13 protein-coding genes are annotated in these 16,064 nt (G+C 72.7%); 6 read left to right on the plus strand and 7 right to left on the minus strand.

The genetic code is table 11. From position 1 onward, the window contains the following. Positions 1–68: 68 nt before the first annotated feature. Together GA0074694_RS12620 and GA0074694_RS12625 are read right to left on the minus strand one after the other, a co-directional pair. Positions 69–5,003 (minus strand): SCO7613 C-terminal domain-containing membrane protein, encoded by a 4,935-nt coding sequence (locus GA0074694_RS12620; RefSeq protein ID WP_091459060.1) that lies wholly within the window; start codon positions 5,001–5,003, stop codon positions 69–71. A gap of 195 nt (positions 5,004–5,198) precedes the next feature. Further along, positions 5,199–6,626 carry a UDP-glucose dehydrogenase family protein gene (locus tag GA0074694_RS12625; protein ID WP_091457408.1) on the minus strand — a complete coding sequence of 476 codons (1,428 nt, stop codon included), beginning with the start codon at positions 6,624–6,626 and terminating at the stop codon, positions 5,199–5,201. 243 nt (positions 6,627–6,869) lie between these two features. Between GA0074694_RS12625 and GA0074694_RS12630 the strand changes: the two genes are divergently transcribed. Further along, complete coding sequence (locus GA0074694_RS12630; RefSeq protein WP_091457411.1) at positions 6,870–8,033, plus strand: acyl-CoA dehydrogenase family protein; 1,164 nt, start codon at positions 6,870–6,872, stop codon at positions 8,031–8,033. Between the two features lie 95 nt (positions 8,034–8,128). On the opposite strand, the gene GA0074694_RS12635 is transcribed toward GA0074694_RS12630, so the two are convergent. Both GA0074694_RS12635 and GA0074694_RS12640 read right to left on the minus strand, forming a co-directional pair. Continuing rightward, a complete protein-coding gene (locus GA0074694_RS12635; protein WP_141714070.1) occupies positions 8,129–8,377 on the minus strand; it encodes a hypothetical protein in 249 nt (82 codons plus the stop codon). 179 nt (positions 8,378–8,556) lie between these two features. Beyond that, positions 8,557–9,204, minus strand: coding sequence for a hypothetical protein (locus GA0074694_RS12640; RefSeq protein WP_091457418.1), 648 nt, complete (start codon positions 9,202–9,204; stop codon positions 8,557–8,559). 23 nt (positions 9,205–9,227) lie between these two features. Between GA0074694_RS12640 and GA0074694_RS12645 the strand changes: the two genes are divergently transcribed. Together GA0074694_RS12645 and GA0074694_RS12650 are read left to right on the plus strand one after the other, a co-directional pair. Then, positions 9,228–9,746: an acyl-CoA thioesterase gene (locus GA0074694_RS12645; protein WP_091457422.1), complete on the plus strand. Its 519-nt coding sequence runs from the start codon at positions 9,228–9,230 to the stop codon at positions 9,744–9,746. A gap of 229 nt (positions 9,747–9,975) precedes the next feature. Continuing rightward, complete coding sequence (locus tag GA0074694_RS12650) at positions 9,976–11,964, plus strand: acetoacetate--CoA ligase (RefSeq protein WP_091457425.1); 1,989 nt, start codon at positions 9,976–9,978, stop codon at positions 11,962–11,964. Between the two features lie 67 nt (positions 11,965–12,031). Here GA0074694_RS12650 and GA0074694_RS12655 read toward each other — a convergent pair whose 3' ends face one another. Beyond that, positions 12,032–12,229, minus strand: a complete 198-nt coding sequence (locus tag GA0074694_RS12655) for a DUF397 domain-containing protein (protein ID WP_091457430.1) — start codon at positions 12,227–12,229, stop codon at positions 12,032–12,034. Continuing rightward, the gene (locus GA0074694_RS12660) at positions 12,222–13,127 is read right to left on the minus strand and encodes a helix-turn-helix domain-containing protein (RefSeq protein ID WP_091457434.1); all 906 of its coding nucleotides are present in this window, start codon (positions 13,125–13,127) and stop codon (positions 12,222–12,224) included. The genes GA0074694_RS12655 and GA0074694_RS12660 overlap by 8 nt, the downstream gene beginning before the upstream one ends. 329 nt (positions 13,128–13,456) lie before the next feature. Here GA0074694_RS12660 and GA0074694_RS12665 point away from each other — a divergent pair, with 329 nt between their 5' ends. Both GA0074694_RS12665 and GA0074694_RS12670 read left to right on the plus strand, forming a co-directional pair. Continuing rightward, positions 13,457–13,792 carry a DivIVA domain-containing protein gene (locus tag GA0074694_RS12665; RefSeq protein ID WP_091459063.1) on the plus strand — a complete coding sequence of 112 codons (336 nt, stop codon included), beginning with the start codon at positions 13,457–13,459 and terminating at the stop codon, positions 13,790–13,792. Positions 13,793–13,794: 2 nt separating this feature from the next. Further along, complete coding sequence (locus tag GA0074694_RS12670) at positions 13,795–14,046, plus strand: hypothetical protein (RefSeq protein ID WP_091457437.1); 252 nt, start codon at positions 13,795–13,797, stop codon at positions 14,044–14,046. A gap of 14 nt (positions 14,047–14,060) precedes the next feature. Here the strand turns inward: GA0074694_RS12670 and GA0074694_RS12675 are convergent, their stop codons facing one another. Further along, on the minus strand, positions 14,061–14,741 hold the full coding sequence (locus tag GA0074694_RS12675; protein ID WP_091457440.1) for a TIGR03089 family protein: 681 nt from the start codon (positions 14,739–14,741) through the stop codon (positions 14,061–14,063). Between the two features lie 163 nt (positions 14,742–14,904). Here GA0074694_RS12675 and GA0074694_RS12680 point away from each other — a divergent pair, with 163 nt between their 5' ends. Then, entirely contained in the window at positions 14,905–16,050 is a 1,146-nt protein-coding gene (locus tag GA0074694_RS12680; RefSeq protein WP_091457443.1) for a glycosyltransferase family 4 protein, read from the plus strand. The last annotated feature ends 14 nt before the right edge of the window (positions 16,051–16,064 follow it).

Here is a 16,064-nt window from a genome sequence, read left to right on the forward strand (position 1 = left end):
AAGCGGTAACAGGGGACCCCTGCTGCCACCCCAGCCGGGGGTGGGGAGGCAGAGGCGGCGCGGGCGGGTCAGCGCATGCCGCGTAGGGCGGTCTGGAGACGGTCCTGGGCGCGGCGGCGTCGCTCGTTGCTCGCGCCGAGCACGAGCAGCACCAGGCCGACCAGGAGCAGCACCAGCCACGGCCCGAGGCTGAACAGCGCGTGCAGGGCGGCGATGCCGGTGACCACCGCGCCGACGATCACCGGGGCCTGCTGCTGGGTCATCGAACCCCAGACCAGCACGGCCACCGCGCCGAGCAGCAGGAGCACCTGCCGGAGCATGCTGGAGTCGGTGGCCAGCACCATCGCCAGGGTCGGCACGAACGCGGCGACCAGCGCCGGCCCGTACGCCACCCAGCTGCTCAGATCCGGTCGCTCCCGCAGCTCCATCATCCCGACCAGCAGGGCGAGCGCCGCGAACGGCAGGGTGTACGCCTCGGGCAGCGCCACGTCGGCGACCCGCATCAGGATCCACCAGGCGACGATCTCGCAGCCCACCACCGACCAGAACAGGATGCGTCGTTCGGTCGGGCGGCGACCGGGCCGGGTGGCGGCCACCCCGAGCACCGCGCCCCAGCCGGCGAGCAGGGCGGCGATGTGCCGTGGCGAGTCGAAGGCGAGGGCCAGCGCGATCAGCGCGGCAGCGTAGCCGCTCCACTCCACGGTGGCCGCCTCGCGGTGCGCCTCAGGCCGGCGCAGCCGGGGCAGGCGGGCGGCGAACACCTGGAGGGCGGCACCGACCGCCAGCACCCCGAACGCCGACCAGACCGGAGCCAGCCCGGCGACCAGGCCGATGGTGAGCACCAGCAGCTGGGCCATCAGGGAAGCGAACAGCCAGCCGAGGATGCGGGCCCGCTCGGTGCTGCCGAACAGCGCCGCGACCGTACCGACCGCGACCGCCCCGGCGAGGGTGAAGACGGTGAGGTCGCGGGTGGCGAGGCTGCCGGCCAGCCCCGCCCCGCCACCGGCGAGCCCGATGCCGAAGGTCAGCGCCCGGGTCCAGCGCAGCGACCGGGCCCGCTCGACCAGGGGCGGCGGCGGGGTCAGCGCCAGCCCGAGCATCGCCAGGGTGAACACCGCCAGCGCGGCCAGGGTGGTCTGCGGCCAGCCCAGGCCGAACGCGACCGGCGTGATGAGTACGGTGACCGCCAGGCCGGGCAGCACCACCGGGACCGCCCGGAAGTACTGTCCGCCGCTGAACGCGGTCGCGCCGAGCGCCGTGCAGATGGTGAGCAGCAGGGCGGTCAGCACGTGGGTCGGGTCGGCCGCCGCAGCCGGCGGGGTGAACAGCTGCGGTGGTGGCCCGTCCCAGACCTGCGACAGCGTCCCGTACGGCTCGACCAGGGCGACCACCAGGGCCGGCGCGATCGACGCCACGGCCAGCGCGACCGGCAGGGCGGCGGCGGCCAGCGCGCCGGCCGCCGGGCTGACCCGCCAGCGCCGGTCGGCGAGGCGGTCCGGCATCCGGCGCAGCGCCCCGTCGACCAGCACCGCCCAGCGTCCGACCGGCTGGGCCGAGGTGGCCGGTGGCACCGTGGCGGCCCGGGCCAGTTCGGCGAGGACCCCGAGCAGGGCCGCCGCCGCCGCGAAGACCCCGGCCGGCAGGCCGGTGGGGATCGCGGCGAGCGCACTGACCGTGGCCCCGGCGGCGATGCCGAAGCTCGCGTACGGCAGGTACTGCGGCACCCGCCGCCGGAGGGCGGCCACCGCGGCCAGGCCGATGCTGGACGCGGCCAGCGCTGCGGTGAGCAGCACCTCGGGGCCGTGTCCGGCCTCGGCGGCCAGGGCGGCGACCACACCGGGGAGGGCGAGCAGGGCCGCCGCCGTGCCGAGGCCGCCGATGGTGGCCAGGTGCGGCGGCATGCCGGTGGTCTCGATCCGCTCGACCTGCCGGGCGGCGAACGTCCGGGCCAGCGCGGCGACCGTCGCCCCGACCAGCACCACGATGCTCAGCGCCAGTGCGGTGGTCCAGGGCCGGACCAGCCCCGCGCCCACCCCGTGCAGCGCCACCAGCGCGGCCACGGTGGCCCGGGAGAGCGCGGCCCGGGGATCGGCCGCCGCGACGGCGGCCATCCCGAAGACGGTGGCGACCGTGCCGCCGACCAGCACCGGCGACCACCAGGGCAGGTCGAACGCGGCGGCCGCGCTGATGGTGGCCAGCACCGCCGCAGCGCCGGAGACGTCGTGCTTCCATGGTTCGGGCAGAAGGATCGCGGCGGCGACGCCGAGCAGGACCAGCGCCACCGGAGCCTGCGTGGTGGCGCCGCCGGTGGGTGCGGCCGGCCAACCGGTCAGGTCACCGGCCCAGATCGGCCCGGGTACCGCGATCACCCCGAACCCGCCCCGCAGTGCCATCCAACCGGCCAGCGCGGCGACGATCGCCCCGGCCACCGCCATGCCCAGGACCGGCCCCCGCCGCCACTCGTCCGGCAGTGTCCGGGCGGCGACCGCGACCAGCAGCACCAGCGCCGCCGCGACCACCAGTTGCGCACCGGGGGCGAGCACCGCCGCGATCCGCAGCAGGGTCGCGACGAGCGCGGCGGTGGCCGCCGCCGCAGCGAAGTCGGAGCCGTCGAGGGCGAGGTCGGCCCGGCCCCGGGCGTCGATGGCCGGCGCGAGGAAGAGCAGCAGCGCGGCGGTGAGCAGCAGCGCCGCGACCCAGGCGTCGGCGGAGGTGGTGCCGGGGGCGACGAAGGCCGCCCCCGCGACGATCACCGCGCCCAGCCCGGCGCCCACCGCCAGCGGCGGGCTGATCTCCCGCTGCGACACCTGGACGATCGCCGAGTAGCCGAGCGTGACGCAGACGGCCAGGAAACTGGAGGCGAGGATCGGGACGGTGACCTCCCGCAGGGCGGCCGGGGTGAGCACCGGCCCGGCGGGGGTCAGCGCGGCGACGAAGGCGGCCACCGCCCCGGGCAGGGCGAACGCCGCGCCGCCGGCCGCCCAGGCGGTGATGGTGTCCGCTGCCGCCGCCGAGGCGACCCGGACCCGGGGGGCGAGGGTCACCAGTACCCCGCCCGCGAAGAGGGCGAGCAGCGCGGCGGCGGTGAGCGCCGGCCGGACCAGCGACGCGCCGGCACCGGCGAGCCCGACCACGGCGGCGGCGCCGACATGGGCGCGGGCGGCCCGGACGGTGCGGGCGGAGAGCCCGACCAGACCGAGACCGATGGCGGTGAGCACCAGCGGCCACGGTGCGACCGCCCAGCCCAGCCCGAACGAGGCGGGTACGGCCAACGCGGTCACGGCGGTCCCGGTCACCGCGAACTCCCGCCGGATCTCGCCCGGGAGCGCGAGCACCGCCGCGACGGTGAGCAGCAGTGCGCTGGTGGCGAGCTGCCAACCGGCCGGGCCGGCGGCCGCGGCGAGCACGGCCGGGTACCGGTCGAGGTCGGCGGCCCAGGCGGGCAGCGCCGCGTTGACCGGGGCGAGACCGGCGTACAGCGCACCGGACCCGACGAACAACCCGGTGACGGTCAGGGCCACCGCCGAGGCGAGCTGTGGCCCGCGCCGGATCCGATCCGGTACGGCCCGGACGGCGAGGCTGGTCAGCGCGATCACCAGGGAGATCAGCAGGATAACCTGGCCGGGCAGGGCGACCGCGGCGACCCGGCCGAGCGCACCGATCACGGCGAGGGTGGCGATCGCGGCCCCGAGGTCGGGCAGGGGTGGGCGGCGTACCGCCGTCGTCCCGACCAGGGTCACCCCGGCGGCCAGCAGGAGCACGACCGCCGCGCCGAGCGTGGCCGGCAGGGTGTCCGCGCGCAGCAGCGCGGTGACCGCGTACGCCAGGGCGAGGGCGAGCGCCACGGCGTGCAGCGCCCAGGCCAGCTCCGCCAGCCAGGGCACCGGTCGGGCCGGGGCCGCCGGCCGGACACCGGACCGGAATGCGCGGGTGTTCGTCGACGGGTCGCTGAAGACCTCGTCGGCCTCCTCGGGGGCACCCTCCGGACGGGTCACGGTCCGGGCCCGGTCGGAGGCGACCGGTGACGGGACGACCGGGCGCTCGGTGGTCAGTGGGGAACGGGCCAGCCACAGGTCGATGGCGGCGACCACGGTGAAGACCAGTGCCCACCCGGTGGCCCCCCGCACCAGCCCGGAGGCGAGCAGTGGCAGCACCGGTTGCACGGCGAGCACGGCGGCGAATCGGGGCACCCGCAGGCCGGTCCAGCGGGCGTAGCCGTAGCCGACTCCGGCGGTGACCGCGAAGACGAGGCCGGCGAAGACCGTGACGGGGACCGCGTCCGCGCCGGACCCGGCCACGGCGTGGAGCGCGTACCCGTCCAGCGGCACCAGGATCAACCCGACCGCGGCGATGGTCTCGGCCGTGGACACCAGCGACCGCCGCGCGACCGCAGGCGCGGCGAGCAGCATCAGCGTGGTCGCGGCGAGGAGGATGAGCAGCCGGGCCAGCGCGTCCATCGAGGACGTCGCCACCCCCGCGAAGACCACCGCGGCGACGCCGATCAGCAGCGCGCCCAGGCCGAGCGGGATGTTCTGCACCTCCCGGGAGGACGCCTCCGGCGGATGCTCCGGGTCGTCCGCGTCGAGCCAGGTGGCGGTGGTGGTGGCCGGCGGGTCGTCCGGTGGTCGGTTGCCCTGGCGGGGCACCCGGGGCGGAGCGCTGGTGGAGTCCCCGGTCGGGACGTCCGTGGCGGCCCCGGTCGGTGCGCCGGGGGGCCGGCGCGGGACGCGGCGGCGGAGCACCCGACGGGTCTTGGTGGCCTGCTTCAGCTTCTCCTCGCCGGCGTGCGCGAGGATGTCCCGCTGGAAGAGCGCCGCCTGCATCTTCTGGGCGATCTGCCGCTGCTCGCGGGCGATCTCGGCGTCCCGCGCCTTCATCTCCGCGATGGACCGTTCGACCTCGGCGATGTGCGCCGCCCACTGTGGTTGCTCGGCCCCGCACACCGGGCAGCGGTGTGCCGGCTTGATCTCCCGACCACACGAGGCGCACTGGAAGCTAGCCACGAACAACTCCTCCGCCCGGTCGCCCCGCACTGTGGAATCCCACTGTGGCAGCATGCCCAAACCCGGCACGGATTTCGACAGTTGTCGCCGCATCGCAGCCAGAAAAGTCGCGGACAGGCGCGGGGCCGGTCGCGGAGAGTGCTCCCCGACCGGCCCCGGTCACCTGGTCGGAGGTGTTCCGGCCAGGGGCAGGCGTCAGGGGCGACCCATGCCCCGGTACTCCCAGCCGGCCTGGATCCAGAGAGCCGAGTCCAGGCAGTTGCGGCCGTCCACCACCCGGCGCTCGGCGACGAGTTCGCCGAGGACGACCGGGTCGGCGTTTCGGAAGTCGGCCCACTCGGTGAGGACGCAGACCAGGTCGGCCCCGGTCACCGCCTCGTTCATGCTCGGCTGGTAGCTGAGTTCGGGCATCGCCCGGCGGGCGTTCTCCATGCCCTCCGGGTCGTAGACCCGGACGTCCGCGCCGGCCTTGCCGAGCAGCGCGGCGACGGCGAGCGCCGGGGCGTCGCGGACGTCGTCGGTGTTGGGCTTGAAGGTGGCCCCGAGCACCGCGATGCGGGTGCCGGTGAGGTCCGGGCCGGCCGGACCGTACCGGCGGCCGAGCAGGTCGGCGCTGAGTTGCAGCACCCGGCTGCGGCGGCGCAGGTTGATCAGGTCGACCTCGTGCAGGAAGCGCAGCGCCTCGCCCGCGCCCAGTTCCTGGGCGCGGGCCTGGAAGGCGCGGATGTCCTTGGGCAGGCACGCGCCACCGAAGCCGAGACCGGCCTGGAGGAAGCGGTTGCCGATCCGGGGGTCGTACCCGATGGCCCGCGCGAGCTGGGTGACGTCGCCGCCGGCGACCTCACAGACCTCGGCCATCGCGTTGATGAAGGAGATCTTGGTGGCGAGGAAGGCGTTCGCGGCGACCTTGACCAGCTCGGCGGTGGCGAAGTCGGTGACCACCAGCGGCACCTCACGGTCCTCGGTGGCGGCCAGGTCGAAGACGCCCTTGTGGGCGGCGTAGAGCATCCCGTTGGCCCACTCGCTCTTCACCCCGACCACGATCCGGTTGGGACGCAGCACGTCGTCGACGGCGAAGCCCTCCTGGAGGAACTCCGGGCTCCACGCCACCTCGACGCCCAGGTCGGGCGCGCTGTGCTTGCCGACCAGCTGCTCGACCCACTCGGCCGTGCCGACCGGCACGGTGGACTTGCCGACGATCAGTGCCTTCCGGGTGAGGTGCTGGGCCAAACTGCTCACCGACGCCTCCACGTAGGTGAGGTCGGCGCCGAGGCCGTCGGCGCGCTGCGGGGTGCCCACGCAGATGAAGTGCACGTCGCCGAACTCGGCGGTCTCGGCGATGTCGGTGCTGAACCGCAGCCGACCGGCGGCCAGGTTGCGCTTGAGCAACTCGTCCAGGCCGGGCTCGTGGATCGGCACCTCACCGGCGTTCAGCTTGGCGATCTTGTCTACGTCGACGTCGTAGCCGAGCACGTCGTAACCGAGCTCGGCGTAGCAGATGGCGTACGTCGCACCGAGGTAGCCGGTGCCGAGGAAGGTGACCCGGGGCCGCGGGGCACCGGAGGGGGGAGTCACCGCCGGGATGGCCGGCATCGGCTGGGTGTTCGGGTACGGGATCGTCACGCCTGTCTTCTCCGCTCGCGCTGGCGGCGCTTCGTCGCGTCGCAATCGGCTGCGGCGCCTGGCCGGGCACCGAGTGACAATTTTGTCGTCTTCATGGTCCGCTGGCTCTGTGGGGCCGTCGAGCCAGGAGCCTACGCGCCGGTAGGGATCACCTGAACCCTGGTCGCTATCCTTCAGTCTGCGTGGTCCCTGGCCCACGAAGCCACGGTCTGCGCATGATAGCGGCGAAGGGGAGGCGCCAACATGGCCGCAGAGCAGTCGTTCGACGTCTACCGGTTGCCCGAGGAACACGAGGCGGTCCGGGAGGCGGTCCGGGAGGTCTGTGAGGCGAAGGTCGCCCCGCACGCCGCGGAGGCCGACGAGACCGGCGAGTTCCCGAAGGCGTCGTACGACGCCCTGCGGGCCGCCGACTTCCACGCCCCGCACATCCCGGCCGAGTACGGTGGTGCCGGCGCGGACGCGCTGGCCACGGCCATCGTGATCGAGGAGGTGGCCCGCGCATGTGCCTCGTCCTCGCTGATCCCGGCGGTCAACAAGCTGGGCACCATGCCGCTGCTGCTGGCCGGCTCCGAGGAGCTCAAGCGGCGCTACCTGACCCCGGTCGCCGCCGGGGAGGCGATGTTCTCGTACTGCCTCTCCGAGCCGGAGGCGGGTAGCGACGCGGCCTCGATGACCACCCGGGCCGTACGTGACGGGGATCACTGGGTGCTCAACGGGGTCAAGCGGTGGATCACCAACGCGGGCGTCTCGGAGTACTACACGGTATTCGCCGTGACCGATCCCACAGCCCGGTCCCGGGGGATCTCCGCCTTCGTGGTGGAGAAGTCGGACCCGGGGGTCAGCTTCGGCGCGCCGGAGAAGAAGCTCGGCGTCAAGGGCTCGCCAACCCGCGAGGTCTACTTCGACCAGGTGCGCATCCCGGCCGACCGGATCATCGGTGCCGAGGGCAGCGGCTTCGCCACCGCGATGAAGACCCTGGACCACACCCGGGTCACCATCGCCGCCCAGGCGCTCGGCATCGCGCAGGGCGCGCTCGACTACGCCAAGGGGTACGTCAAGGAGCGCAAGCAGTTCGGCAAGCCGGTGGCGGAGTTCCAGGGCATCCAGTTCATGGTCGCCGACATGGGCATGAAGTTGGAGGCGGCCCGGCAGCTCACCTACGCCGCCGCCGCCCGCTCCGAGCGCGGCGACGCCGACCTGACCTACTTCGGCGCGGCGGCGAAGTGCTTCGCCTCCGACGTCGCCATGGAGGTCACCACCGACGCGGTGCAGCTGCTCGGCGGTTACGGCTACACCCGGGACTACCCGGTCGAGCGGATGATGCGAGACGCCAAGATCACCCAGATCTACGAGGGCACCAACCAGGTGCAGCGCATCGTCATGGCCCGCCAGCTCCTGCGCGACTGAGCGACGCACGGACCGGTCGCCGTCCGGGCGGCCGGTCGGTGTCGACCACGCGGTGCAGGTGCTCGACCAGCAGTCGACCGTGCGGGGTGAGCCGGTCACCGGCGAGCAGCAGTTCGGCGACCTCCCGACAGGCGGCCCGGGTCCGGCGGAACTCCGAGGCTGCGGGCGGCCTGGACCAGGGCGGGACGCCGGTCGGCAGCCAGGCACCAGACGGCGGCGGCGTCGTCGACCGTGCCCGCCCGGTGCCGCCGGTACGCCCGGGCACCGGCGACCACCGCGACGACCAGGGCGGAGGCCACCGTGACGGCCACCGCCCGCCGGCCCATGACGGATGGCACTCGCATAGCGGCTGACTGTAGTAAACGACGGCCGGCCGGGATACCGCCCGCCCGGCCGGAGATCCGACCGGGCGGGCGTCCGTCGATCCACCGGGGACGGTGGCCCCGGCCGGGCCGGACGGTGTCGTCCGTCGCGTCGTCCTACGTGGCCCCTGCCGGTCGGCGTTGTCCGGCCGGGGGCCGGGTCAGGCGGTGTCGTCGCGTTGGCCCGCCCCGGGTGGCTGGGACCAGGGCGATGCGCCAGCGGTACGCCGGGGCAGCGGATCGGTGGCCGGCTCGTCCGGGTAGCCGAGGCTGAGCGGGGCAGTGTCCCGGTCGTCCGGGCGGGCCGGGTTGTCGAAGTCGGTCAGGGCGAAGGGCGGCTCCTCCGTCACCGGTCCGGTCTCCGCTACCGGGGCGGGAACCGGCCGGGGCCAGCGTCGCCAGCGCCCCCCGCTGAACACGGCCATCAGCAGCGCGACCCCGATCAGGAAGAGCGTGCCGTTGCGCACCGGCAGCAGCAACGGCAGCGGGTCGCCGAACACCTTCCAGTCGGCCGGTACCTGGTCGCGCACGTCGAACGGCGCGACCAACATGCCGACGTACGGGGCGACCAGCAGCAGCCCGGCGACGAGCGGCCCCAGCGGCGAGACCCGCAGCATGCCGACCAGCCCGAGCAGGAGGCCGGCGACCCCGAGGTACACCGCCGGCTCGATCAGGTTGGCCGTGTTGAACGTACCCAACTCCACCCAGCGGTCGATCGTCCGGCCTGATCCGTCCTGACCGAGGGCGACCAGTACCCAGGTGACCGGTGCCACCACCAGACCGGCGAGGAAGCTCCAGAGATGTCGCATCCGCGCACCGTACCGTCTTCGTCATGACCGAGCACCCCGCCGCCGCGCCCCTGGGCAAAGCGAGCTCCTACTCCCGGGTCACCCTGAGCCGGATCATGACCGCCGTGGACGTCAACCTCTACGGCACCGTGCACGGCGGCGTTCTGATGAAGTTCGTCGACGACGTCGCCGGGGCGGCGGCGGCCCGGCACAGCGGTGGCACGGCGGTCACCGCCGCGATCGACGAGATCGTCTTCGCCGAGCCGGTCCGGGTGGGCGACCTCGTGCACGCCCACGCCCAGGTCAACTGGACCGGGCACAGCTCGATGGAGGTGGGCGTCCGGGTCGTCGCCGAACGGTGGGACTCGGCCGAGGACGAGCCGGTCCCCGTCGCCACCGCCTACCTGGTCTTCGTCGCCGTCGACGTGGGCGGCGCGCCGCGTCCGGTCCGTCCGGTGCTGCCCGAGACGTCGGAGGACGAACGCCGGTTCCGGGAGGCGGAGATCCGGCGGGCGCACCGGCTGGCCCGTCGCCGCGCCATCCAGGCCCACCGGGAGAAATGACCACACCTTCCCGCCCGCCCGCCCGGCCGCCCGGCCGCCCGCTGAGGTGCCTGCAGGGGCCCCTTGTTCGACAAAAAGCGGTAACAGGGGACCCCTGCATGCACTTTATGTGGGATGCGCACACGTCGATCAAGGCGATGGCGGCGGAGAATGGTGGGGTTGAGGTAGGGCAAGATGGCGTCACGGCCCACGCACAGCGTCGTGACGGGTCGCGGGGAGGGATGGAACCGTGCCTGACGTGCTCTGGAAGCCACCGGCGGACGTGCTCGAACGGTCCCGGATCGGCGACTACCTACGCTGGTTGCGGGCGCACCGGGGGCTGGAGTTCACCGACTACGCCGAGCTGTGGCAGTGGTCGGTCACCGACCTGTCAGCGTTCTGGGGCTCGGTCTGGGACTACTTCCAGGTCATCTCCCACACCCCGGCCACCGATGTGTTGGCCGACGCCACCATGCCCGGGGCGCGCTGGTTCCCCGGCGCCACCCTCAACTACGCCGAGCACGTGCTGCGGATGCCCGGCCTGGCCGACGACGACCCGGTGGTGATCGCGCACGGGCAGACCCGCGCCCCGCAGACGCTGACCGCCGCCGAGCTGCGCGAACAGGTCCGCCGGGTGGCCGCCGGCCTGCGCCGGCTCGGTGTCGGCACCGGCGACCGGGTGGCCGCGTACGCCCCGAACATCCCCGAGACGTTCGTGTTGATGCTCGCCACCACCAGCCTCGGCGCGGTCTTCTCGTCCTGCGCCCCCGAGTTCGGCACCCGCAGCGTCACCGACCGCTGGCAGCAGATCGAGCCGACGGTCCTAATCGCCGTGGACGGCTACCGGTACGGCGACAAGCCGGTCGACCGGCGGGGCGAGGTGGCCGCCATCCGGGCCGCCCTGCCGTCGCTGCGGCACACCGTCGCGATCCCGTACCTCGACCCGGCCGGCACGCCGCAGGACGGGGCGATCGGCTGGGCCGAGCTGGCCGCCGAGACCGACGAGTCGCTGACCTTCACCCCGGTGCCCTTCGACCACCCGCTTTACGTGCTCTACTCCTCCGGCACCACCGGCCTGCCCAAGCCGATCGTGCACGGCCACGGCGGCATCCTGCTGGAGCACCTGAAGATGCTCGCCCTGCACCACGACCTCGGTCCGGGCGATCGGTTCTTCTGGTTTACCACCACCGGCTGGATGATGTGGAACTTCCTCGTCTCCGGTCCGGCGGTCGGCGCGGCGATCGTGCTCTTCGACGGCAACCCGGGCCACCCGGATCTCGGCGCGCTGTGGCGGCTGGCCGAGGAGACCGGCATGACGTACCTCGGCACCTCACCGCCGTTCCTGCTGGCCTGCCGCAAAGCTGGCCTGGTCCCGAAGGAGGTGGCCGACCTCTCCGCGCTGCGTGGGCTCGGCTCCACCGGCGCGCCGCTGCCGCCCGAGGGCTTCACCTGGGTGTACGAGGCCGTCGGGGACAACTTCCAGCTCCAGTCGCTCTCCGGCGGTACGGATGTCTGCACCGGCTTCGTCGGCGGCGTGCCGCTGCTGCCGGTGTACCCCGGGGAGATCGCCTGCCGTGCGCTGGGCACGAAGGTCGAGGCGCGTTCGGCCGACGGCAGCCCGGTCATCGGTGAGTTGGGCGAGCTGGTGATCACCGCGCCGATGCCGAGCATGCCGGTCGGGTTCTGGAACGACCAGGACGGCAAGCGCTACCGGGAGGCGTACTTCGACTTCTATCCGGGCGTGTGGCGGCACGGCGACTGGATCACCGTCAACTCCCGGGGCGGCTGCGTGATCACCGGCCGTTCGGACGCCACCCTCAACCGGGGCGGCGTCCGGCTCGGCACCGCCGAGTTCTACTCGGTGGTCGAGGGGCTGGACGAGGTCGTCGACTCGGTGGTGGTGCACCTGGAGGACGCCGACGGCGGTGCCGGCGAGCTGCTGCTCTTCGTGGTGCTCGGCGAGGGGCTGGAGCTGGACGACACGCTCCGGAAGAAGATCGCCCGCGAGCTGCGGACCGCGCTCTCCCCCCGGCACGTGCCCGACGAGATCCACCAGGTGCGGGCGGTGCCGCGCACGCTGTCGGCCAAGAAGCTGGAGGTGCCGGTGAAGAAGATCCTCACCGGTACGCCGGTGGACTCCGCCGCCGCCAAGGGGGCCCTGGTCAACCCGGAGTCGCTGACCGCGTTCGCCGCCTTCGCCCAGCGCCGCGCCACCGACGAAGACGCCACCGTCGGCTGAGACCAAGGTTGACCAAGCGGTGTGGGAGAGATCAGTCCGCCGAGCCTCTGCGTTCGACCTGTAACGGTCAGGAGCGGATGCTGCGGCTCTTGAGTCCTTCGATGAAAGTGGTCCAGCCGCCCGGCGTGAAGGTCAGAACCGGACCGGCAAGGTCTTTGCTGTCGCGGACTCCGACGATATCCGGCAGGTTGTCGGCGACCTCGACGCAATTGCCCGAGCCGCTGCGGTTCGATTTGCGCCAGTTTGCGTGCTTCAGATCAGGCATAGCGGTACTCCTGTTCAACATGCTCGATGAGGTCTCGGGATTCTTGCTCGTCGAGGGCGCAGCCAGCCATCTCGCTCCAGATCGCGTTGTAGACCTCCGTCTCGTGGGGCTTGTCGAGGTAGACAGCGCCGGTAGGTGCTTCAAGGTAGGTGATGGTCGGCTCCAGCGCTTCCCCGTTGCTGTCACGGGGGAAGTCCAAGATCGAGAACGCTCCGGACATCGCCCCGGCATGTAGTCCAGCTGAAAATGGCACGATCCGCAGGGTCACGTTTGGTAGTTCTGCCGCCTTGATGATCTGACGAAGTTGCTCGTTCATGATCGCTGGGCTGCCCGCCACTCTCCGTAACACTGCTTCGTTGATCATCAAATCGAGTTGTGGAGGAGCGAAGCGAGTGAGGAGCCTCTGCCGCTGGGCCCGCGCCTCCAGTGCGCGCTCGTGCTCTGCCCTGTCCTGATGGTTGCCGAAGCCGCCGGGTAGGCGGAAGACCTGTTCGGCGTACGCGCGGGTCTGGAGCAGGCCGGGGATTAACTCGGCCTCGTACTGGCGGATCGAGGCTGCGGAAGCTTCCAGGCCGACGTAGAGCTGGAACCAGCGCGGCAGGCCCGAGCCAATGTAGTCGTGCCACCAGTTCTTGTTTTCCCGTGTGGCGGCGGTCATGGCGAGCAGAACCTCGGCGTCCTCCGGGGAGGCGTGATAGAGCCTGAGCATCTGCTCGACGTCCGGCTTGCGGAACCGGACGCTTTCCGCGCCGCTTTCGATGCGGTGCAGCGTTGCCCGAGCCCGGTCGAGGCGTTCGGCGGCCTGCTCCATGGTCAGTCCGGCTGACTTGCGCAACGCCTCGAACTTCCGGCCGATCTGTCGGCGCAGCATCGTCGAACTGGTCACCGTCTGTGACACCGGATCCTCCTCCTGACTCGTCCAAGAAACGAGCTGTCGTCCACTTTAGTCAACGCCGCGTAGCAAAAACAATAGACACGTAACAGCGTGGAGTCTTGATCTAGATATCGCTCCGGCGACACACAAAATGACACATTGCTTTTCTGTTCCGCCGCTGCTTAGCTGCCCATACCAGCTGACGTGGACCCGAACGCGTCGGCGATGGAGTGACCCTGCTGCCGTACTTGCTGGTCGTGGCTGCGGTGGCAGGTCTGGGGAGGGGTTCCGTCCGTCGCAAGGAGGCCGGACGGGACCACCCTGATGGCGTACGAGTGAAGGGTGTTTCCCGGATGCGGATCTTCTTCCGGCGGCGATCGGAGAACGTTGGTCGTCACCACCGGTCGCCCCGGCAGCGGCCGGCGCGGGGCGGGCTGTACCGGTCGGCGTCCTGCGCGCCGCTGCGGCCCAGCCAGGTGCGTGGGCGATCGTTCGGTACCACCCGCTTCGGTCGGCGTGGGCTGGACCCAGCCGAGGTGGACGACTTCCTGCACCGGGTGGCCGGTGACCTCGCCGGCCTCTACGCCGCCCTGGAGCAGGTGCGGGAGGAGAACCACCGGATCAAGGAGGCGCTGCGGCAGTGGCAGACCCGCCAGGCCAGCCGCGCCCAGAACCACGCGGGGCGGTAACGATGTCGGAACGTTTCGTGATCCACCTGCCGGTGGTCATCACCGACCTGGACGCCGCGCGACGGATGGCCCGGATGGTGGCCCGGTCGCTGAGCTACCTGCCTATGGTGGACCCCGGCGAGACCACGGTCTCCTACGAGGACGAGCAGGGCGTACGGCATCGGGTCTTCTGCGACCGCCGGATGCCGACTGGCCGGCGCTGCCTGCTCGCGGCCGGCCATGATGGCGACTGCTCCCGGCGGTTGCCGCGTTGACCCGCCGATGGACGTCAGGCCAGCGAGCGGGTGACCTTCTCCGATGCCGTCCGGGACTCGACGCGGGTCGGGTCGAGGTTGCCGCAGAGCACCACGCTCGCCCCCACGCTCAGCGGGGCGAGCAGCCAGTCCACCGGGTCCGGGTGTCGGGCCGCGTCGACCAGCACGCGGTCACCGGCGGTGAGGCCGAGGTCCGCCGCCCGCTGCGCCGCGTGGCCGACCAGCTCGGCACCACCCCCGGCGTACGGGGAGAAGTGGTCGCCGTGGACGCGGACCTCGACCACGTAGTCGGCGAAGCCGGCCGGCACCTCGCGCAGCGGCAGGGCGAACGGGGCGAGCGCCAGCGCGTAGCGCTCCCCGGCCGACCAGGCGTCCGCCTCGGCGACCCGGTCGGCGGCGGCGAAGAGCACGTCCACCGGCCCCGGCTCCCCGGCCACCGTCAATCCTGCCGACCAGCAGCCGAGCAGCACGGCGGCGGTCTGCCAGTGCGGGGGGAGCAACACGCCGGCAGCGCTGCCGGGGCCGGCGGCTACGTCGTCGACGAGCAGGTTGGCGGTCTTCGCCACCCAGTTCGCCAGCGTCGCCCCGGAGAGTTCGGTGCGTTCCCCGGTGGCGTCGTCGTACCAGGTCAGCAGGGGTCGGGTCGGGTCGGCCGCGATCGCGTCGGCGAAGACCCGGGGAATGTCATCGGCCATCGGGCGAACGATACGCCGCGCGTCGCGCCCACTCGACGCCAACTCGAGACCGGACGAGGGTCGGGTCGCCGTCACCGCGCGGGGCGGCAGGCGGCGTAGGCTTGCACCGAGTGTTGTTTCCCACAGATGCACCGAGTGTTGTTCCCCACAAAGGAGTTGCCCCGTGACCGCCGGTCGCCCGCCCCGCGTGCTCATCGACGCCACGAGTGTCCCCGCCGACCGTGGGGGCGTCGGTAGATACGTCGATGGTCTGCTCGGAGCCCTCGGCAAGGTCACCGGTTCGGGGGTGGACCTGGCCGTGGTGAGTCTCCGCACCGACCAGGAGCGCTACGCCCGGATGCTGCCGGGTGCCGAGGTCATCCCCGCGCCGGCCGCGGTGGCCCACCGGCCGGCCCGGCTCGCCTGGGAGCAGACCGGCCTGCCGATGTTGGCCCAGCAGGTCGGCGCGCAGGTGTTGCACTCGCCCTTCTACACCTGCCCGCTGCGGGCCGGCTGCCCGGTCACGGTCACCCTGCACGACGCGACGTTCTTCACCGAGCCGGAGCACTACGACAAGTCCCGGCGCACCTTCTTCCGCAGTGCGATCAAGACGTCGCTGCGGCGTGCCAGCCGGGTGATCGTGCCGAGCAAGGCGACCCGCGACGAGCTGATCCGCCTCCTCGACGCCGACCCGACCCGGATCGACGTGGCGTACCACGGTGTCGACCACGCGGCCTTCCACGCCCCGAGCGACGAGGAGAAGGCCCGGGTCCGCGCCCGGCTCGGCCTCGGCTCCAGCAGCTACGTCGCCTTCCTCGGCGCGAAGGAGCCGCGCAAGAACGTACCCAATCTGATCCGGGGCTGGGCCCGGGCGGTGGCCGACCGGACCGACCCACCGGCCCTGGTGGTGGCCGGCGGCCAGGGGCACGACGACGACATCGACCGCGCGGTGGCCGAGGTCCCGGCGCACCTGCGCCTGCTCCGCCCCGGCTACCTGCGCTACGCCGACCTGCCCGGCTTCCTCGGCGGGGCGCTGGTCGCCGCCTACCCCTCGTACGGTGAGGGCTTCGGCCTGCCGATCCTGGAGGCGATGGCCTGCGCCGCCCCGGTGCTGACCACGCCCCGGCTCTCCCTGCCGGAGGTGGGCGGCGACGCGGTCGCCTACACCAGCGAGGACCCGGACCAGATCGCCACCGACCTGGCCGCCCTGCTCGACGACGAGTCCCGCCGGTTGGCGCTGGCCAAGGCCGGCTTCGACCGGGCCAAGGAGTTCACCTGGGAGTCCAGCGCCGAGGTGCACATCGCGGCGTGGACCCGGGCCCGGTCCTGACCGGTCCGCCCTTT

Origin of the sequence: Micromonospora inyonensis (assembly GCF_900091415.1) — a bacterium.
In the GTDB taxonomy this organism is placed as follows: domain Bacteria; phylum Actinomycetota; class Actinomycetes; order Mycobacteriales; family Micromonosporaceae; genus Micromonospora; species Micromonospora inyonensis.